We start from the raw sequence: 19,246 nt of genomic DNA, 5'->3' as shown, positions 1-19,246 counted from the left end.
AACCATTTTTGGGGACAACGCTGACGCAGTTCAGCGGAGCAATCACTAACCAGGATGAAGCAGCAGACATGAGCAAAGAAAGTATCCAGGAAGTTGTCCAGAAGAGCCTCGAGGACTATTTCAATGACCTGGGCGAGCAAAAGCCGACGAACATCTACGACATGATGGTGATGACCGTCGAGAAGCCGATCCTCGAAGTGGTGATGACGCGCGCCGACGGCAACCAGTCGCACGCCGCCCAGATGCTGGGCATCAATCGCAATACCTTGCGCAAGAAACTGCAAGAGCACGGGCTGCTCTAAGCTATACCGGCGTGGCCGCGTAGGCGCGGCGAGCGCCTGACAAAATTCCCATGGCTGCGTTGCACCGTCTCGCCGTACCAGCGTACTGTCTTCGACGATGCGCCTTGCCCTGGAAGTTTTGTTAGACGCTCTAGAACGCGCCGGGGATCCTACCGAATTCTCATCAACAGTGGCCACCCCATGATCAAACAAGCTCTCATTTCCGTCTCCGACAAGACCGGCGTGCTCGACTTTGCGCGCGCGCTGTCTGCGCTCGGCGTGAACATCCTGTCCACCGGCGGCACTGCCAAGCTGCTGCAAGACAATGGTGTCCCGGTGACCGAAGTTGCCGACTACACCGGTTTTCCGGAAATGCTCGACGGCCGCGTCAAGACCCTGCACCCAAAAGTGCACGGCGGCATCCTCGCGCGCCGCGATTTTCCAGAGCACGTGGCGAAGCTGGAAGAGCACGGCATCCCGCAGATCGACATGGTCGTGGTTAACCTGTACCCCTTCCAGGCGACCGTTGCCAAGATTGACTGCTCGCTGGAAGATGCGATCGAGAACATCGACATCGGCGGCCCGACCATGCTGCGCTCGGCAGCCAAGAACCACCGCGACGTCGTTGTCGTTTGTGACCCGGCCGACTACGGCGTCGTGCTTGCCGAAATGAAGGGCGTCGGCGGTGGAGCCGACGCTCGCTCGGCCGGCGCGGTGAGCTACGACACCAAGTTCCGCCTGGCCAAGAAAGTCTTCGCGCACACGGCGCAGTACGATGGCGCCATCACGAATTATCTGACCAGCCTCGGCGAAGACAAGGTCCACGCCACGCGCTCGAGCTATCCAGCAACCATCAACATGAGCTTCGAGAAGGTGCAGGACATGCGCTACGGCGAGAACCCGCACCAGGGCGCGGCGTTCTACCGCGATGTGGTCTCAATCGATGGCGCGCTCGCCAACTACCGCCAGCTGCAGGGCAAGGAACTGTCCTACAACAACATCGCCGACGCCGATGCTGCCTGGGAATGCGTCAAGTCGCTGGGCGGCTTTGCGCAACCGGCGGGCTGCGTGATCGTCAAGCATGCCAATCCATGCGGCGTGGCGATCGGCACCGACGCACTCGATGCGTATACCCGGGCGCTGCAGACCGATCCGACCTCGGCCTTTGGCGGCATCATCGCTTTCAATGTGGAGGTCGACGGCCGCGCCGCGGAAGCGCTGTCGAAACTGTTCGTCGAAGTGCTGATCGCACCAGGCTTTACCGAAGATGCACGCCGGATCATGGCGGCCAAGCAGAACGTGCGCCTGCTGGAGATTTCTCTGGGTAAGGGCCAGAACCCGTACGACGTCAAGCGCGTTGGCGGCGGTTTGCTGGTGCAGGCGCCGGACGCGAAGAACGTCGGCCTCGGCGACCTGCGCGTGGTTAGCAAGAAACAGCCGACCCAGCAGCAGCTGCAGGATTTGATGTTCGCCTGGCGCGTGGCCAAGTTCGTCAAGTCGAACGCGATTGTGTTCTGCGGTAACGGCATGACGCTGGGCGTCGGCGCCGGCCAGATGAGCCGTATCGACTCGGCGCGTATCGCCTCGATCAAGGCGCAGAATGCCGGCTTGTCCCTGAGTGGCTCGGCGGTGGCGTCGGATGCCTTCTTCCCGTTCCGCGATGGTCTCGACGTCGTGGTCGATGCGGGCGCGACCTGCGTGATCCACCCGGGCGGCTCGATGCGCGACCAGGAAGTGATCGACGCGGCGGACGAGCGTGGGGTGGTGATGCTGTACACCGGGACCCGTCATTTCCGGCATTGATGTTCTAGGATGGGATGTTTGAGGTCCTCGGCCTCAAACATCCTATCTACCTGTGTTTTTACCCAGTATTTTTCCCACGAACGTTGCTGGCCGGTATAACATTCGTCCATGATTATCCTCGGCATCGACCCAGGCCTGCGCACCACCGGCTTTGGGGTTATTGAAAAACACGGCAGCAAGCTGCGCTACATCGCCTCGGGCACCATCAAGGCCGGCCTGGAGGGCGCTTTGCCGCCGCGCCTGAAGATCATCCTCGCCGGCGTGCGCGAAGTCGTGGCAACCTATGGCCCGGACTGCGCAGCCATCGAAAAAGTGTTTGTGAACGTGAATCCGCAGTCGACGCTGCTGCTCGGCCAGGCGCGCGGCGCGGCAATTTGCGCGCTGGTCGGCGCCGACCTCGAGGTCGCCGAATATTCGCCGACCCAGATCAAGCAATCGGTCGTCGGCAGCGGCAAGGCCGCCAAGCCGCAAGTGCAGGACATGGTCGCGCGCCTGCTGAAGCTGCCCGGACTGCCCGGTAGCGATGCGGCCGACGCCCTCGGTGTCGCCATCTGCCACGCCCACACCTATGACACGCTGGCGCTGCTCAACGTGCTCAACCCGCAGAAGACCACGCTGCGCATGAAAAACGGTCGCCTCGTCTAACCAGAAAAAAGGTCAACCATGATTGGTCGCATCTCCGGAATCCTGCTGGAAAAGAATCCGCCGCAACTGCTGGTGGATTGCCAAGGCATCGGCTATGAAGTCGATGTGCCGATGAGCACTTTTTATAATCTCCCGCACACCGGCGAGAAGGTGGTGCTGTTTACCCACCAGGCGATCCGCGAAGATGCGCATTTGCTGTTCGGTTTCGGCAGCGCCAGCGAGCGCGCGCTGTTTCGCCAGCTGATCAAGATCACCGGCGTCGGCGCCCGTACCGCGCTGGCGATATTGTCCGGCATGACGGTGACCGATCTGGCGCAGGCCGTTACCTTGCAGGAATCCGGGCGCCTGATGAAGGTACCCGGCATCGGCAAGAAGACCGCCGAGCGGCTGCTGCTGGAACTGAAGGGCAAGGTCGGCGCCGATCTTGGCATCGTCGGCAGCGCGCCGCGCGACGATACCCAGTCCGACGTGCTCAACGCGCTGCAGTCTTTGGGGTATTCTGACAAGGAAGCGCTGCTGGCCATCAAGAACCTGCCGGCCGGCTCGACCGTGTCGGACGGCATCAAGTTCGCATTGAAAGCGCTGTCGAAGGCATGAAGCGCCGTTTGTCATCAAAGATTGAATAATGAGCATCCAGACCGACAATTTCACCGAGCAGCGGGTCATCGACGCCGCGCCGGCCTCGCCCAACGAGGAGGCGATCGAGCGCGCCTTGCGCCCGAAGCAGCTCGACGAATACGTCGGCCAGGAAAAAATCCGCGGCCAGCTCGAGATTTTTATCTCCGCCGCCCGCAAGCGGCGCGAAGCGCTCGACCACACGCTGCTGTTCGGCCCACCGGGCCTGGGTAAAACCACGCTGGCGCACATCATCGCGCGCGAGATGGGCGTCAACCTGCGCCAGACCTCGGGCCCGGTGCTCGAGCGCCCGGGCGACCTGGCCGCCATTCTCACTAATCTCGAGCCGAACGACGTGCTGTTCATCGACGAGATTCACCGTCTGTCGCCAGTGGTCGAAGAGATCCTGTACCCGGCACTCGAGGACTACCAGATCGACATCGTGATCGGCGAAGGCCCGGCCGCGCGTTCCGTGAAACTCGACCTGCAACCGTTCACGCTGGTCGGCGCCACCACCCGCGCCGGCATGCTGACCAATCCGCTGCGCGACCGCTTCGGCATCGTCGCCCGCCTCGAGTTTTACAACGTCGAGGAGCTGACCAAGATCGTCACCCGCAGCGCCGCGCTGCTGGCAGCCCCGATCGATCAGGACGGCGCCAAAGAGGTGGCAATGCGTGCGCGCGGCACGCCGCGTATCGCGAACCGCCTGCTGCGCCGCGTACGCGACTACGCGGAAGTGAAGGGCAATGGCGAGATCACGAAAGAGATCGCCGACCTGGCCCTGATCATGCTCGACGTCGACTCGGTCGGCTTCGACGTCATGGACCGGAAACTGCTCGAAGCGGTGCTCTTCAAATTCGGCGGCGGTCCGGTCGGCATCGGCAACCTGGCGGCGGCCATCGGCGAAGCGGCCGACACCATCGAAGACGTACTCGAACCCTACCTGATCCAGCAGGGCTACCTGCAGCGCACCCCGCGCGGGCGCATCGCCACCCCGGCGGCTTATCAACACTTTGGCGTCGCCGCCCCGCGCATCAGCCCGACCGGGGACTTGTGGGATCCGTTGCGTTGAGCACTGACCTGACCCACGCGATGCAGATCTGGGTCGATGCCGACGCTTGCCCGGCCGTCATCAAGGACATCCTGTACCGCGTTGCCGAGCGCACGCACATCCAGGTCACGCTGGTGGCGAACCAGCTGCTGCGCGTGCCCGGCTCGAAATTCATCCGCTCGGTGCAGGTGCCCAGCGGCGCGGACGTGGCCGACGCCGAGATCGTCGAGCGCCTCAGTCCCGGCGACCTGGTCGTCACCGGCGACATTCCGCTGGCGGCGCTGGTGCTGGAAAAGGGCGGCTTCGCCCTGAATCCGCGCGGCGATTTTTATACGAAGGACACCATCGCCCAGCAACTGAGCATGCGCGCCTTCATGGAAGAACTGCGCAGCGGCGGCGTCGACACCGGCGGCCCGGCCGCCTTCAGCCAGGCCGACCGCCAGCAGTTCGCGAACGCGCTCGATCGCCACCTGGCCCGGCACCGTCCCCGCACATGACATTTGTCACCTGGAAGTGGTGGCAGCTGCTTCTACCGTAGCTGCCGCGGCATCCGGATACTCGGTTCATACCAACCCACTGGAGAGCCCGATGAAACCGACCACCCTGACACGCCTGTTCCTGCTCGCCGCCCTCGGCGCCGGCCCCGCCGCATTCGCCGCGCCCACGCTGGTGCAGGACGTGCGCGTGTTCGATGGCAAGGCCACCCACGAACGCCGTTCGGTATTGTTCGACAAGGGCATCATCATCGATGCCGACTTCCGTGGCGCGGCGCCGAACGGGGCGCGTGTGGTCAGCGGCGCGGGCCGCACGCTGCTGCCGGGCCTGATCGACGCGCACACCCACGCCTTCCGCGCGCACGAACTGCCGGTGTTGTTCGGCGTGACCACCCAGATCGACATGTTCACCGACGTCGCCATGATGAAGAAGGCGAAACAGGCGATGGCGCAGGGCGGCAATCACCAGCATGCCGACCTGTTTTCGGCCGGCACGCTGGTCACCGCCCCGAATGGTCACGGCACCCAGTTCGGCATCGCCATCCCCACCATCACCAGGCCCGAACAAGCCCAGGCTTTCGTGGACGCGCGCATCGCCGAAGGGTCCGACTTCATCAAGATCGTGATGGAAACCGGCTACGGTTTTCAGTCGCTCGACCTGGCGACGACGAAGGCCGTGATCGCGGCGGCGCACGTGCGCGGCAAACTGGCCGTGGTCCACATCGGCAACGAGAAGGATGCGCGCGCCGTGCTCGAAGCGGGCGCCGACGGGCTGGTGCACCTGTTCCCGGGCGCTACGGCCGATGCGACGGGGCTGGCGCAGCTGGCGCGCAGCAAAGGCGCCTTCGTGATCCCCACCTTTACCGTGCTCGAAAGCATGGCCGGCTGGCGCGGCGACGACCTGCTGGCCAATCCGGCCTTTGCCAGCCTGCTCGACAAGGAAGCGCAGGCCGCGCTCAAAGCGCGCTATGGGAACAGTGCGCGCCCTGAGAGGCTCGCCGCGCCCAAGGCAGTTGCCGCAGCCATGATGGCGGCGGGCGTGCCGGTGCTGGCGGGGACCGACGCCGGCAACCCGGGCACCCAGTACGGTGTGAGCATGCACCGCGAACTGGCGGCGCTGGTCGACGCCGGCCTGAACCCGGCGCAAGCGTTGGCGGCAGCCACCAGCGTGCCGGCGCACGTGTTCAAGCTGGGCCAGCGCGGGCGTATCGAGAAGGGCTTCAAGGCCGACCTGCTGCTGGTCGATGGCAACCCGACGGCGGACATCCTGGCCACGCGCCGCATCGTCGAGGTCTGGAAGGATGGCGAGAGCGCGAATGGCTTGCGCGACGGCCAGCGCCAGCAGGTCGCCAAGGCGGCCCAGCAGGGCGCAAAGGCCATCGCGCTGCCCCCGGGAGGGCGCATCAGCCTGTTCAGCGAACAGCACCTGGCCAGCCCGTTCGGCATGGGTTGGGGGCCGTCGACCGACGGTTTCGTCGGCGGCAAGTCGACCGTCACCCTGGCGGCGGGGCCGGCGCTGGCGGACGGCCAGGTGCCCCTGGCGATCGATGCGAAAGTGGCCCCGGGCTTGCCGTTCGCCTGGGCCGGCGTGGCCTTCATGCCGGGAAAACAAGCGATGGAGTCGACCGACCTGTCGGCCGCCAAAGTGGTGCGCTTCAAGGTGCGCGGCGATGGCAAGACCTACCAGATGATCGCGATGTCGCAGGGCGTGCGGATACCGGGCGCGAAGCCCTTCACCACGGGACCGGCGTGGACCGAAATATCGGTGCCCTTCAGCGAGCTGAAAGGCATCGATCCGGGGGCCGTGACCATGTTAGGATTCAACGCCGGCCCACAGCCGGGTGACTACCGCTTCGAGATCGCCGACGTGCGCCTGCTGGCTGAATAACTACGAAAGAAAAGCGCGATGAACTCGATCAGCCAGGCGATTCGGAGAGTGTGGGCGGGGCCGTGGATCCCGCCTGACCAGGGCAGGATGCCGTACTTCTGGCTGCTGAGTCTTGGCTACATGTTCTGGAAGTACGCGTACGTGCACCCGAGTGCCGTCGAGGCGGCGATGCTGGTGCTGACCTTCGTGGTTTTCATCCCGCTGTACTGCGCCAGCTACTGGGCGCGCGGCTGGGAAGTGCTCGCCTGCATGCTGGGGGGCTGCCTGATCGGCATCGCCTGGGTGCGCTGGAACGTCGGCGCCTCCACCTTCTTCATCTTCGCTTGCGCGATGGCCGCCCAAATCATGCATGTGCGGCGCGCCATGCTGGCGATCGGCGGCGTGATCGCGATCGGCGTTCTCACATCGCTGCTGATCGAGCCGATGCAGATGCGCTTCATGTTCCTGATGCCGATCCTGACCGTCAGCCTGCCCGTGGGCATCGGGTCCTTCATGGATGCACGCCTGCGCCGCTCGCGCCAGGCGCTGGTGCGCAAGCAGGAAGAGGTCGAGCACATGGCCACCATCGCCGAGCGCGAACGCATCTCGCGCGACCTGCACGACCTGCTTGGACATTCGCTCTCGCTGATCGCCCTGAAGGCCGAACTGGCGCGCAAACTCGTGCACCGCGATGCCGAGGCCTGCGCCCGCGAGATCGGCGACATCGAAACCAGCGCGCGCCAGACCCTGGCCGAGGTGCGCGCGGCGGTCACCGGCTACCGCCACAGCGGCCTGGCCCACGCCCTGGCCAACGCGCGCGCCAGCCTGGCCGCGGCCGACGTCGAACTGTGCGAACAGGTCGAGCGTATCAACCTGCTTCCTGCGACCGAACACGTGCTGGCTCTGGCGCTGCGCGAAGCGGTCACGAACGTCGTGCGCCATGCGGGCGCGCGCCGCTGCACCTTGTCCCTGTTCGTGGAAGAGGGCAGCGTGGTGCTGCGCGTGCTCGATGACGGCAGCCGCCTGCGCACACACGCGGACCTACGGCATGGCAACGGGCTGTCCGGCATGCAGGAACGCGCGGCGGCGCTCGGCGGCAAGCTGGCGCTGCGCGTCGGCACCGGTCTCGCGCTCGAGTTGCGCGTGCCGGCAGGCGGCGCCGCATGATCCGCATCCTGATCGCCGAAGACCAGGCGCTGGTGCGCGGTGCCCTGGCTGCGCTGCTGGGACTCGAACCCGATTTCGACGTGGTCGCCCTTGCCGCCGACGGCAAGGAGGCACTGGCGCTGTGCGAAGCGCTGGTACCGGACATCGTGCTGACCGATATCGAAATGCCGCGCATGACGGGGCTGGAACTGGCCGCCAGCCTGGCGCAACAGGGTGCGCGCAGCCGCGTCGTGATCGTCACGACTTTCGGGCGCAGCGGCTACCTGCGGCGCGCTTTGGCAGCCGGCGTGCGCGGCTACCTGTTGAAGGATGCGCCGGCCGACACGCTGGCCGCCGCGATCCGCAGCGTGCACGCGGGCGGGCGCGCGGTCGCGCCCGAACTGGCGCAGGAAATCTGGGGCGGCGCACAAGACCCCCTGTCCGAGCGCGAACGTCAGGTGCTGCGCCTGGCCGGGGAGGGCCGCAGCAGCGCCGACATCGCGCGCCAGGTCCACCTGTCGGAGGGCACGGTGCGCAATTACCTGTCCGAAGCCATCAGTAAACTCGGCGCCACGAACCGGATCGAAGCCTGCCGGATGGCGCGCGATGCGGGCTGGCTGTGACGGCACGCAACAGCGCCACCGAGTCTCCAGCGTGCGCCGCTGAGCTCGCTCATCTGTCATGATCTCCGAAAATGATGACAGGAGCGCGACGTGTGGTGGCAGCAAAGCTGGATAACGATACAACATGAATTTTCGGACCTGGGCGATGTGGAGTCCATCACCCGGCTGGTGGTGCGCCTGCTGGTGGCGGTCGTGCTCGGCGGCATCCTCGGCTACGAGCGCGAATCGGTCGGCGCCTCGGCGGGCTTGCGCACCCACATGCTGGTTTCGCTCGGCTCGGCCCTGTTCGTACTGATTCCCTTGCAGGCCGGCATGCAGATCGAAGACCTGTCGCGCGTCCTGCAGGGCGTCACGGCCGGCATCGGATTCCTCGGCGCCGGCGCCATCCTCAAGCAGAGCGACACGAACGACATCCGCGGCCTGACGACCGCCGCCAGCGTCTGGCTGACGGCCGCCGTCGGCGTTGCCGCCGGCATGGGGCGCGAGGCGACCGCGGTGGTGAGCGCATTGTTCGCGCTCGCGATCCTTGCCCTGCTGCGGCCCCTGTCCAAAAGCTTCGCTGCGAGCAGACCGGACGGCACTGCCCCCATTCCACCTGACTAAGCATTTGCACGCCTGCAAGCGCGCGCCACATCGGTGCGGGTTTGCTAGGATGCACGCTAGAGGGTGGAGGTAGCGAGGCTATTGAATGTCTGGAAGCGCCAATGTCGATCCGCGCGCAAATGCCTATCTGGCGGCACGCGTCAACGACGCCTTGAAGTTGCTGCAAACGGATGGGTTGTCGCCCGCGCTCGAGTTCATGCAGCTCGTCGGGGTGCCGCGCAAGGTCGCGCTGCGCGTGCTGTGTTCACCAAGCCAGCAACGCTCGCACGACCGGCGCCGTACGCCGCGCTAGCGCCATCTCCGCACCGTGTCGCCGCATTGCATCCTTTGGGAGAGATGACATGTTCAGCCTGGACGACTTTGGCAAGCTTCAGTTTCTCGAAGGCCGCTGGAAAGGGCGGAGCCCCGACGGCAAGGAGTTCTTCGAGCAATACGATCGCCCCGACCAGCGCACCTTCCGCTCGCGCCGCTTCGGCAGCGCGGCATTCACCGAGTCCAGCGACGGCAGCACCATCAGCTTCCTCGACGGCGAAGTCTTGTCGTCATGGGGAGAATTTACCTGGCGCGCCTCGGAGATCGGCCTTGCCCACGCCACCTTCGCGCCCGTGAACGCGCCCACCCAGTTCACCTGGCGCCGCCTCGACGCCGACACCCTCGAAGCGCACCAGCGCTGGAGTACCGACGGCGGCGAACAGCAGCAGCACACGATCCGCATGACCCGACTCGGCGGCGCCCTGGGCTAGTGCCCGACGCTTTTCGAGAACAGGTTAATGACCAGCACGCCCGCAATGATCAGTCCCAGCCCGATCAGCGCCGGCAGGTCCAGGCTCTGCTTGTAGACGACCCAGCTCACGATGGAAATGAGGATGATTCCGACGCCCGACCAGATCGCATACGCGATTCCCGTCGGCAGCACCTTCAGGCTGAAGGTCAGCAAATAAAACGAGGCGGCGTAGCAGACGACCGTCAGCACGCTGGGCCACAGTCGCGTGAAATTGTCGGTGGCCTTCAGGGCCGTGGTGGCGATCACCTCGACCACGATGGCCAGGCCCAGGAACAGATAGCTTTGAAATAGGGTCATCGGATGGAAAAAAAAAGCGGCCGCAGGGGCCGCTTGATGGTCAATCAACCAGTGTTACTGCTGCTCGCGGTGCCAGACTTGCGAGCGGCCGAACATCGGCGCGCCGATATAGCCGCGCACCTCGAGGCGCTGGCCGCCTTCGCGCAGCGTCGCCTTGCTCTTGTAGACCTTGCCCTTGCCCGGATCGAGGATTTCGCCGCCGGTGAACTCGTTGCCGTCCTTCTTCAGGCCCGACACGATCGTCATGCCGACGATCGGCTGGTTCTTGCGCGAATCGCTGCAGGCGGTGCAGGTCGGGTTCTGCTCTTCGTTCGGGCCGCGGAACAGCTTTTCGATCTTGCCCTGCAGGGCGCCGTTTTCTTCGGTGATACGCACCAGGGCTTTTGGCTTGCCGGTCTCGTCGTCGACCGTCTTCCACAGGCCGACCGGCGACGTGTTTTGGGCGCCGGCGGCGCCAGCGAACAGCATGGTGGCCACGAGGCCGGCTTTGATCAGGATACGCATTGGGTTGTCTCCATTGTTGTAGTTACGCTGGGGGGAGTGTAGCAAACCCTGCGTGCAAGTTGGCGATAAAAAACGTTGCTGAATGTTTCAGGCGCCCGGCAATGCGTGGCCGACCATCAGGCGGTGCCCGTCGACCGTGCGCAGTCCGAACTCGCGCATGTCCCAGGGCTCGTCGGCCAGCGCCTTCGTGATCTCGGCGCCCGCGGCGAGCGCCCGTGCATGCCAGGCGTCGGCATCGTCCACCACCAGGTAGCCAAAGTACGAGTGAAAGCCGGTGTCGGCGGGCGGCATGGCCTCCGGACAGACGCCCGCCATGATGCGGCAGCCTTCGCGTTCGAACATGCGCCAGCCCGGGTCGCCCATGTCATGGACGGCAAAGCCGAGGGCGTCGCGGTAAAAGGCGGCAGAGCGGTCGAGGTCGTGGACGGCCAGCACGTACATGTGATCGACGATCATCGTGTTCCTTCTTCCATGGATTCGGTCAAAAAAAACGCGGCCACCAGGGCCGCGTTCGTCAGGGGCGGGTCAGCCCGCTGACAGTTTGTCCAGCTGTTCGCGCATCTTCTCGATCGTCGCGGAGAAGTTCGCCAGGCGTTCCTTTTCCTGGGCCACGACCGCCGCCGGCGCACGGGCGACAAAGCTTTCGCTCGACAGCTTGGACGTCGCCTTCGCGATCTCGCCCTCGATGCGCGCGATCTCCTTCGACAGGCGTTCGCGCTCAACGGCGACGTCGATCTCGACTTTCAGCATCAATTTCGTCGTGCCGACGATCGACACCGCGGCCGGCGACTCCGGCAGCGTCTCGACGATCTGCACTTCCGCCAGTTTACCGAGCGACTGGATGAAGGGCGCGAAGCCGGCCATGTTGGCGCGGTCGCTGTCATTGCCCGGCTCGACGATCAGCGGCACGCGCACCGACGGCGACAGCTTCATCTCGCCGCGCAGGTTGCGCGTGGCATTCGTCAAGTCCTTCAGCTGCGCCATCCAGCCTTCGGCGCCTTCATCGATCAGCGCCTCGTTGGCGATCGGGTAGGGCTGGAGCATGATCGAGTCGCCAGTCTTGCCGGCCATCGGCGCAATCGCCTGCCACAGCGCTTCGGTCACGAACGGAATCACCGGATGCGCCAGGCGCAGGATCACTTCCAGCACGCGCAGCAGGGTGTGGCGGGTCGCGCGCTGCTGGGCTTCGGTGCCTTGCTGGACCGTGACCTTGGCCACTTCCAGGTACCAGTCGCAGTATTCGTCCCAGACGAATTTATAGATGGCGCTGGCGATGTTGTCGAAGCGGTAGTCGGCAAAACCTTTTGCCACGTCCAGTTCGGCGCGGTTCATCAGCGAGATGATCCATCGGTCGGCCTGCGACAAATCGGCTTCATCCGGCGCACCGCAATCTTTCCCTTCCGTGTTCATCATCACGAAGCGGGTCGCGTTCCACAGCTTGTTGCAGAAGTTGCGGTAGCCTTCGGCGCGGCCCAGGTCGAAATTGATGTTGCGGCCCAGCGAGGCGTAGCTCGCCATCGTGAAACGCACGGCGTCGGTACCAAACGCCGGGATCCCGGTCGGGAACTCCTTGCGGGTGGCTTTCGCGATTTTCTCGGCGGCGCGCGGGTCCATCAGGCCGGCGGTGCGTTTATTCACCAGCGACTCGATGTCGATACCGTCGATCAGGTCGATCGGGTCGAGCGTATTGCCCTTCGACTTGGACATTTTCTGGCCCTGCGAGTCGCGCACCAGGCCGTGCACGTACACCGTCTCGAACGGCACTTTATTTGTGAAGTGCGCCGTCATCATGACCATGCGCGCGACCCAGAAGAAGATGATGTCGAAACCGGTGACGAGCACCGACGACGGCAGGAACATCTTCATGTCCGGCGTCTCTTCCGGCCAGCCCATGGTCGAAAACGGCACCAGGGCCGACGAGAACCAGGTATCCAACACGTCTTCGTCACGGCGGAGCGTCCCGGTGATGCCCTGTGCGGCAGCTTTTAATGTCGCTTCTTCCTCGTCGCGGGCGACGATGATGTTGCCGGCTTCGTCGAACCAGGCCGGGATCCGGTGGCCCCACCACAGCTGGCGCGAGATGCACCAGTCCTGGATATTCCCCAGCCACTGGTTATAGGTCGTGCTCCAGTTCTCCGGCACGAACTTGATCTCGCCGCTGGCGACCTTTTCCAGCGCCACTTCAGTGATCGATTTGCCGGGATTGAAGCTGCCTTCCGGCGCCGGTTTCGTCATGGCGACGAACCACTGGTCGGTCAGCATCGGTTCGATGACGACGCCGGTACGGTCGCCGCGCGGCACCATCAGCTTGTGCGGTTTCACCTGTTCAAGGAGACCAAGCGCTTCCAGGTCGGCCACGATCTGCTTGCGCGCCGCGAAACGGTCCAGACCCTGGTACTGCGCCGGGCCGTTCTCGTTGATCTTCGCATCCAGGGTCATGATCGTGATCGGCGCGAGATTGGCGCGCTGGCCGACGGCGTAGTCGTTGAAATCGTGCGCCGGCGTGATCTTCACGCAGCCGCTGCCGAATTCCTTGTCGACGTAGGAGTCGGCGATGACCGGGATCTCGCGCTCCGTCAGCGGCAATTTCAGCATCTTGCCGACCAGGTGGATATACCGTTCGTCGGTCGGGTCGACCGCGACAGCCACGTCGCCCAGCATGGTTTCAGGACGGGTGGTGGCGACCGTCAGGCTGCCCGAACCGTCGGCCAGCGGGTACTGGATGTACCACATCGAGCCGTCTTCCTCGCTTGAGTCCACTTCCAGGTCCGACACGGCCGTGCCGAGCTTCGGATCCCAGTTCACCAGGCGCTTGCCGCGGTAGATCAGGCCTTGCTCGTAGAGGCGTACGAAGACTTCGGACACGGTCTTCGAGCGCGTCTCGTCCATCGTGAAGTATTCGCGCTGCCAGTCGGGCGATGTGCCCAGGCGGCGCATCTGGCCGGTAATCGTGTTGCCCGACTCTTCCTTCCACGCCCAGACCTTCTTGATGAATTCGTCGCGGCCGAGGTCGTGACGCGAGATCTTCTGGGCGTCGAGCTGGCGCTCCACCACGATCTGGGTCGCGATGCCGGCGTGGTCGGTGCCCGGGATCCAGGCGGTATTGAAGCCGCGCATGCGGTAGTAGCGCGTCAGGCCATCCATCACGGTCTGGTTGAACGCATGGCCCATGTGCAGCGTGCCCGTCACGTTCGGCGGCGGCAGCTGGATGCTGAACGCTGGTTTGTCGGCGTCCATGGTGGCGGCGAAGTACCCGCGCTGCTCCCACTCGGCGCGCCAGGTTTGTTCAATGTCGGCTGGCTCGAAAGACTTGGCTAATTCCATGATGTGATGGCGTTTGAATGTACGAAAGGAACCATTATAGGTCACCTCGTATTGCCTTTCCCAGATCCAGATTCCTTGATTTGCGTCTAAACACGTTCCCAATCGTTACGAATAACAGCGGCCTCGACGAATCGTCTGCATCTCCCTTGCGGTCAAAGGAAAGCAGCCGGCATGAGGGCGGGTACCGCCGCCCCGGGCTACGCCCATAACGATAGGCCATTTCTAGGAGCAAACATGTCACAACTGGATCCAACCGGGGTGGAGAATGCAAGCGACGAAGCGCTGGCCGAACCGAACGGCCATATGTCGTATGAAGAAGTGTCCGGCATGACCAATGGCGAGCTGGGTATCGGCGAGCCGCACGACACCGCGCCGACCGGCGCCCTACCTGAAGCCGCCCCGGTTCCGCATGTACCGCCATTTCCGATTCCCAAGATTCCTCTCCCGCAAGTGCCCATCATCAAGAAGGCAGTCAGCGGATGCTATGCCGGTGCGCTCGGCAGCTTCTCGATCGAACTGCGGGTCGACGTCGACCGCAGCCGCTCCATGAAGCGGGTCAGCGGCGACTTTTACCAGATGGTCGGCAGGACGCTGTCCTATTACGGTTCGTTCATCGTGGACAGTCCGACCGTCACGGTGGGATTTTCCCAGATCGTCATCAAGGGAAAGGCGCAGTTTAGCTTTGCGGCCGGGGCGCCTGTGGTGCAGGTCACGATACCGCGGGTGAGTTTCTTCCAGCCGCAGGCAGCTGCAACTTTGCAATTCTTCACCGTGAGCAATTCGCCGGGCGCGTCCTATCATTGCCCGTTTGCCTCGCTTCACTACCGCTCGGTGCGCATCGAAACGGATTGCGTATCGGATGTCACGACTTCTCCATTTTCCGCCTACAACACCGGCATGCTGCCGTCGGGCGGCACTGCGCGCAACGTCAACGTCGTCAGTGCGTTTGCCGAGGCCGGCATCGGCATGGCGCCGACCGCTGGCAACAACGTCATCGACATCAGCGCCGCCGGCGCGAACGCCAGCTGGAGCAATGCCGAGCTGCATGCATCGATGCAACAGCATTTTTCGCTCTGGAGCGATCTGCAGCAATGGTACGTCTGGCAGTTGGTCGCGCAGAACCACGATCTCGGATCCGGCCTGTACGGCATCATGTTCGACCAGGACGGCAAGCAGCGCCAGGGGTGCGCGGTGTTCCATGCGGGCGTTGGCGGGACCACGGCCGAGCAGCAGCGGCTGCAGCTCTACACCTATGTGCATGAACTCGGCCACTGCTTCAACCTGATGCACTCCTGGCAGAAACAGTATGCCTCGCCGCCGAAACCGAACCGGCCCGACTCGCTGTCCTGGATGAATTACCCGTGGTATTACCCGAAAGGCGGAGCGGCCGGTTACTGGAGCAGTTTCGATTTCCGTTTCGACGACGAGGAACTGATCCACCTGCGCCATGGTTTCCGCAACGACGTCATCATGGGCGGCAGCGATTTCATCGTCGGCGCCTCGCTCGGGCGCGAGGTGATGGCCGACCCGATTTCCGACGATTCGGGCCTGGTGCTGGCGATCTCGACTTTTCAAGAGAGCTTTGCGCTCGGCGAGCCGGTCGTGCTGGAGCTCAAACTCCGGGCGACCGACACGCGTGGCCGCCGTGCCCATACCTGGCTGCATCCGAACTACGGCCTGGTCAAGATCGTGATCAGCCGGCCGGGCGGGGAAGTGCGCGCCTACGAGCCCCTGATCGACCACCTGGTCGGCGAGCGCCAGGCCGTGCTCGGCGTGGGCGACGAGATCGCCGACAGCGCCTATATCGGCTACGGCAAGGGCGGCTTCTACTTCGACCAGCCGGGACGTTACCGGGTGCGGGCCGCGTATGCGGCGCTCGATGGCTCGCAGGTGCTGTCCGATATCCTGACGATCCGGGTGCGTTATCCGGTCAGCCAGGACGACGACAAGCTGGCCGACCTCTTCATGGGCGAAGCGCAGGGCGCGCTGCTCTACCTGAAGGGTTCGGACAACGAGACCCTGCGCGCCGGTAACGACGCGTTCGACGAAGTGCTCGAGCGCTTCGACGCCCATCGGATGGCGAGCTATGTCAGGATGGTCAAGGGCGTAAATGCCGCGCGCACCTTCAAGACCGTGAATGCCGGCGAGGGCAAACCGGTCAGCGTGCGTCAGGCCCAGCCTGATGCCAGTATCGCGCTGCTGTCCCGGATGGCCGAGAGCCCGGTGCTCGATCCGATCTCCAGCAAGCAGGCGCTGTCCTGCCTGGCCTCTGCCCAGAATATGATCGGCGATGAGAAGGGGGCGCAGGCAAGCCTGGCGGCAGCGTCCACGCGCGCTGGCAAGAAGTCCTGATGGATCGGGGCTGGAAGAAAAGGGGGGGATCATGGCGCGTCAGCTCTGGAGTGTCGTCGTGCTGGTGGCGCTACTGGCTGGACAGGCCTGCAATAACCGCGGCCTGTCCAGCACGCTTGTTGCAACAACCGAGAATGCGAGGGCAGTCATGATGTTACGCGTGAGGCTGGGCGATGGCTTCCAGAACAACACAGTGACCGTGCGGGTCGATGGCAAGGAGGTGTACCACCGGGCCGGCGTCAGCACGGACTGGAGCATTTCGCGTGCCGATGCCATCGAGGTGCCGACCGAGGCGCCGACCGTGCGGCTGGAAGTATCGATCGAGAACGGGCCGCAAGCGGCCCAGGACATCACGCCGGGGCACACCCCGTTCGTCGAGGTGCGCCTCATCGACGGGGAACTGCATCTGCTGCCGCTGAACGCGGAGCCGCCCATGATGTGACCTGCGCGCGTCGACTGCCGGCGCGGCGCCACTGCCGTAAAAAAGAGGCTGACAGCAGCACACCGGCAAATAGTTGGGCTATACTGAGCCCGTTGCCGATATGGCAGCAAACGCTAGGGGTCCTGCGCATCAATTGAAGCGCGGGTGAGAAATACCCTCTGAACCTGATCTGGATAATGCCAGCGAAGGGAAGCTTCGAGATGTCCTGCCGGCCGCGCACACGCGCCCGGACGGTCTTCTGCGACTCCTTTGCTGGCTCCTGCCCAAAGGAGCCGCATGAACGCACCACTGAAGTTCGACGCCACCACCGCCACCGTGGACCTGGCCGCCATTGCACCGTTTCCCAATTCGACCAAGGTCTTCATCGAAGGCAGCCGCCCCGACATCCGGGTGCCGATGCGCGCGGTGGCCCAATCGGATACCTCCGCCAGCTTCGGCGGCGAGCCCAACCCGCCGGTGTTCGTCTACGACACGTCGGGCCCCTACACCGACCCGGCGGCCACGATCGACATCCGGCGCGGCCTGGCGCCACTACGCGCCGACTGGATCGCCGCGCGCGGCGACACCGAGGCGCTGCCCGGCCCGAGTTCCGCCTTCGGTGCCCAGCGCCTGCGCGATCCCGGCCTGGACGCGCTGCGCTTCGGGCTGGGACGCACACCACGCCGGGCAAAAGCGGGCAGCAACGTCACCCAGATGCACTATGCGCGACGCGGCATCATCACCCCCGAGATGGAATTCGTCGCCCTGCGCGAGAACCTGCGCCGGCAGGAATACCTGGCGCAGCTGGAAAACAGCGGCCCGATGGGAAAGCGCACGGCCGAACTGCTGGGCCGCCAGCACCCGGGCCAGTCCTTCGGCGCGAGTATCCCCGACGTGATCACGCCGGAATTCGTGCGTGCGGAAGTCGCGCGCGGACGCGCCATCATCCCGGCCAACATCAATCATCCCGAGAGCGAGCCGATGATCATCGGCCGCAACTTCCTCGTCAAGATCAACGCCAACATCGGCAACTCGGCCGTGACCTCGTCGATCGGCGAAGAGGTCGACAAGATGACCTGGGCGATCCGCTGGGGCGCCGACAACGTGATGGATCTGTCGACCGGAAAGCACATTCACGAAACGCGCGAATGGATCGTGCGGAACAGCCCGGTTCCGATCGGCACCGTGCCGCTCTACCAGGCGCTGGAAAAGGTGCATGGCAAGGCCGAGGACCTCACTTGGGAGATCTACCGCGACACGCTCATCGAGCAGGCCGAGCAGGGCGTCGACTATTTCACGATCCACGCCGGCGTGCGCCTGGCCCACGTGCCGATGACGGCCAAGCGCCTGACGGGGATCGTCTCGCGTGGGGGCTCGATCATGGCCAAGTGGTGTCTGGCGCACCACAGGGAGTCCTTCCTCTATACGCATTTCGAGGACATCTGCGCCATCATGAAGATGTATGACGTCGCCTTCAGCCTGGGCGACGGCCTGCGCCCCGGTTCGATCTACGACGCCAACGACGAAGCACAGCTGGCGGAACTGGCCACCCTCGGTGAACTGACGCAGGTCGCGTGGAAACACGATGTGCAAACCATGATCGAGGGACCCGGCCACGTGCCGCTGCACCTGATCCGCGAGAACATGCGCCTGCAGCTGGAAGGCTGCGGCGAGGCGCCGTTCTATACCCTCGGGCCGCTGACCACCGACATCGCGCCCGGCTACGACCACATCACGTCGGGCATCGGCGCCGCCCACATCGGCTGGTACGGCACCGCCATGCTGTGCTATGTGACCCCGAAAGAGCACCTCGGCCTGCCCGACAAGGCCGATGTCAAGGACGGGATCATCACCTATAAAATCGCCGCCCACGCCGCCGATCTCGCGAAGGGCCATCCCGGCGCGCAGATCCGCGACAACGCGCTGTCGAAAGCGCGCTTCGAGTTCCGCTGGGAAGACCAGTTCAATCTCGGCCTGGACCCCGACAAGGCGCGCGCCTTCCACGACGAAACGCTGCCCAAGGAGTCGGGCAAGGTCGCCCACTTCTGCTCGATGTGCGGTCCGCATTTCTGCTCGATGAAGATCACCCAGGACGTGCGCGCCTACGCCGCCGCGCGTGGCGTCCCGGAAGAGGGAGCGCTGGCGCTGGGCATGGGGGAAAAGGCGATCGAGTTCGTGCGCGGCGGTGCGAAGCTGTACCGCGAGGTATGAACATGCGCGCGATTGAACTTGAGATTGAACTCAATGGCGAACCGTATCGCCTGCCCGCGGGCCAGACGCTGGGCCACCTGGTGGGCGCGCTCGGCATCCTGAGCGGGGCGGTGGCGCTGGCGGTGAACCGCCAGGTAGTGCCCCGCCAGCAGTGGGAAGCGCGGCCCCTCGCACCCGGGGATCGGGTGGACATCGTACGCGCCATCGGCGGCGGCTGAAAGGACT

The 19,246-nt window shown here is 64.5% G+C and carries 20 protein-coding genes and 1 riboswitch; of the genes, 16 read left to right on the top strand and 4 right to left on the bottom strand.

Annotated features, from left to right (window positions below; translation table 11 throughout):
• The first annotated feature begins 68 nt into the window (after nt 1-68).
• From ACHAC9_RS18480 to ACHAC9_RS18425, 12 genes are all read left to right on the top strand, one after another.
• Nucleotides 69-302, top strand: a complete 234-nt coding sequence (locus ACHAC9_RS18480) for a helix-turn-helix domain-containing protein (protein ID WP_056338842.1) — start codon at nt 69-71, stop codon at nt 300-302.
• Between the two features lie 180 nt (nt 303-482).
• Complete coding sequence (gene purH / locus ACHAC9_RS18475) at nt 483-2,084, top strand: bifunctional phosphoribosylaminoimidazolecarboxamide formyltransferase/IMP cyclohydrolase (protein ID WP_435762054.1); 1,602 nt, start codon at nt 483-485, stop codon at nt 2,082-2,084.
• 108 nt (nt 2,085-2,192) lie between these two features.
• The gene (gene ruvC / locus ACHAC9_RS18470) at nt 2,193-2,729 is read left to right on the top strand and encodes a crossover junction endodeoxyribonuclease RuvC (RefSeq protein WP_435762052.1); all 537 of its coding nucleotides are present in this window, start codon (nt 2,193-2,195) and stop codon (nt 2,727-2,729) included.
• An 18-nt stretch (nt 2,730-2,747) separates the two neighbouring features.
• Nucleotides 2,748-3,326 (top strand): Holliday junction branch migration protein RuvA, encoded by a 579-nt coding sequence (gene ruvA, locus ACHAC9_RS18465; RefSeq protein ID WP_435762050.1) that lies wholly within the window; start codon nt 2,748-2,750, stop codon nt 3,324-3,326.
• Nucleotides 3,327-3,354: 28 nt separating this feature from the next.
• Complete coding sequence (gene ruvB / locus ACHAC9_RS18460) at nt 3,355-4,416, top strand: Holliday junction branch migration DNA helicase RuvB (protein WP_435762048.1); 1,062 nt, start codon at nt 3,355-3,357, stop codon at nt 4,414-4,416.
• Nucleotides 4,417-4,436: 20 nt separating this feature from the next.
• A complete protein-coding gene (locus ACHAC9_RS18455) occupies nt 4,437-4,892 on the top strand; it encodes a YaiI/YqxD family protein (RefSeq protein WP_435762233.1) in 456 nt (151 codons plus the stop codon).
• A 91-nt stretch (nt 4,893-4,983) separates the two neighbouring features.
• Entirely contained in the window at nt 4,984-6,777 is a 1,794-nt protein-coding gene (locus ACHAC9_RS18450) for a CIA30 family protein (protein WP_435762046.1), read from the top strand.
• 18 nt (nt 6,778-6,795) lie between these two features.
• A complete protein-coding gene (locus ACHAC9_RS18445; protein ID WP_435762044.1) occupies nt 6,796-7,923 on the top strand; it encodes a sensor histidine kinase in 1,128 nt (375 codons plus the stop codon).
• Nucleotides 7,920-8,525: a response regulator transcription factor gene (locus ACHAC9_RS18440; protein WP_435762042.1), complete on the top strand. Its 606-nt coding sequence runs from the start codon at nt 7,920-7,922 to the stop codon at nt 8,523-8,525. Before ACHAC9_RS18445 ends, ACHAC9_RS18440 begins: the two co-directional genes overlap by 4 nt.
• 147 nt (nt 8,526-8,672) lie before the next feature.
• On the top strand, nt 8,673-9,128 hold the full coding sequence (locus tag ACHAC9_RS18435; RefSeq protein WP_435762040.1) for an MgtC/SapB family protein: 456 nt from the start codon (nt 8,673-8,675) through the stop codon (nt 9,126-9,128).
• An 85-nt stretch (nt 9,129-9,213) separates the two neighbouring features.
• Nucleotides 9,214-9,420 (top strand): hypothetical protein, encoded by a 207-nt coding sequence (locus ACHAC9_RS18430; RefSeq protein ID WP_435762038.1) that lies wholly within the window; start codon nt 9,214-9,216, stop codon nt 9,418-9,420.
• Nucleotides 9,421-9,469: 49 nt separating this feature from the next.
• Nucleotides 9,470-9,871: a hypothetical protein gene (locus ACHAC9_RS18425; RefSeq protein WP_435762036.1), complete on the top strand. Its 402-nt coding sequence runs from the start codon at nt 9,470-9,472 to the stop codon at nt 9,869-9,871.
• Here the strand turns inward: ACHAC9_RS18425 and ACHAC9_RS18420 are convergent.
• The 4 genes from ACHAC9_RS18420 to ACHAC9_RS18405 form a co-directional block, all read right to left on the bottom strand.
• Entirely contained in the window at nt 9,868-10,209 is a 342-nt protein-coding gene (locus tag ACHAC9_RS18420) for an SMR family transporter (RefSeq protein WP_435762034.1), read from the bottom strand. The genes ACHAC9_RS18425 and ACHAC9_RS18420 overlap by 4 nt on opposite strands.
• 54 nt (nt 10,210-10,263) lie before the next feature.
• The gene (locus tag ACHAC9_RS18415; RefSeq protein ID WP_435762032.1) at nt 10,264-10,713 is read right to left on the bottom strand and encodes a DUF2147 domain-containing protein; all 450 of its coding nucleotides are present in this window, start codon (nt 10,711-10,713) and stop codon (nt 10,264-10,266) included.
• Between the two features lie 87 nt (nt 10,714-10,800).
• Nucleotides 10,801-11,169: a VOC family protein gene (locus ACHAC9_RS18410; protein ID WP_435762030.1), complete on the bottom strand. Its 369-nt coding sequence runs from the start codon at nt 11,167-11,169 to the stop codon at nt 10,801-10,803.
• A gap of 69 nt (nt 11,170-11,238) precedes the next feature.
• Nucleotides 11,239-14,037: a valine--tRNA ligase gene (locus ACHAC9_RS18405; RefSeq protein ID WP_435762028.1), complete on the bottom strand. Its 2,799-nt coding sequence runs from the start codon at nt 14,035-14,037 to the stop codon at nt 11,239-11,241.
• A 234-nt stretch (nt 14,038-14,271) separates the two neighbouring features.
• Here ACHAC9_RS18405 and ACHAC9_RS18400 point away from each other — a divergent pair, with 234 nt between their 5' ends.
• The 4 genes from ACHAC9_RS18400 to thiS all read left to right on the top strand — a co-directional run bounded on the left by ACHAC9_RS18400 (nt 14,272) and on the right by thiS (nt 19,239).
• Entirely contained in the window at nt 14,272-16,389 is a 2,118-nt protein-coding gene (locus ACHAC9_RS18400) for a hypothetical protein (protein ID WP_435762026.1), read from the top strand.
• A gap of 31 nt (nt 16,390-16,420) precedes the next feature.
• Nucleotides 16,421-16,831, top strand: coding sequence for a hypothetical protein (locus tag ACHAC9_RS18395; protein ID WP_435762024.1), 411 nt, complete (start codon nt 16,421-16,423; stop codon nt 16,829-16,831).
• A 105-nt stretch (nt 16,832-16,936) separates the two neighbouring features.
• Nucleotides 16,937-17,039, top strand: a riboswitch (TPP riboswitch).
• 68 nt (nt 17,040-17,107) lie between these two features.
• The gene (thiC, locus tag ACHAC9_RS18390) at nt 17,108-19,021 is read left to right on the top strand and encodes a phosphomethylpyrimidine synthase ThiC (RefSeq protein ID WP_435762022.1); all 1,914 of its coding nucleotides are present in this window, start codon (nt 17,108-17,110) and stop codon (nt 19,019-19,021) included.
• A 2-nt stretch (nt 19,022-19,023) separates the two neighbouring features.
• A complete protein-coding gene (gene thiS, locus ACHAC9_RS18385) occupies nt 19,024-19,239 on the top strand; it encodes a sulfur carrier protein ThiS (protein ID WP_435762020.1) in 216 nt (71 codons plus the stop codon).
• Nucleotides 19,240-19,246: the final 7 nt, after the last annotated feature.

The organism is Massilia sp. CMS3.1, from assembly GCF_051262535.1.
Taxonomy (GTDB): Bacteria; Pseudomonadota; Gammaproteobacteria; order Burkholderiales; family Burkholderiaceae_D; genus Telluria.
The sequence above is the reverse complement of the archived record's forward strand: the minus strand, read 5'-3'. Positions and strand labels throughout refer to the sequence as shown.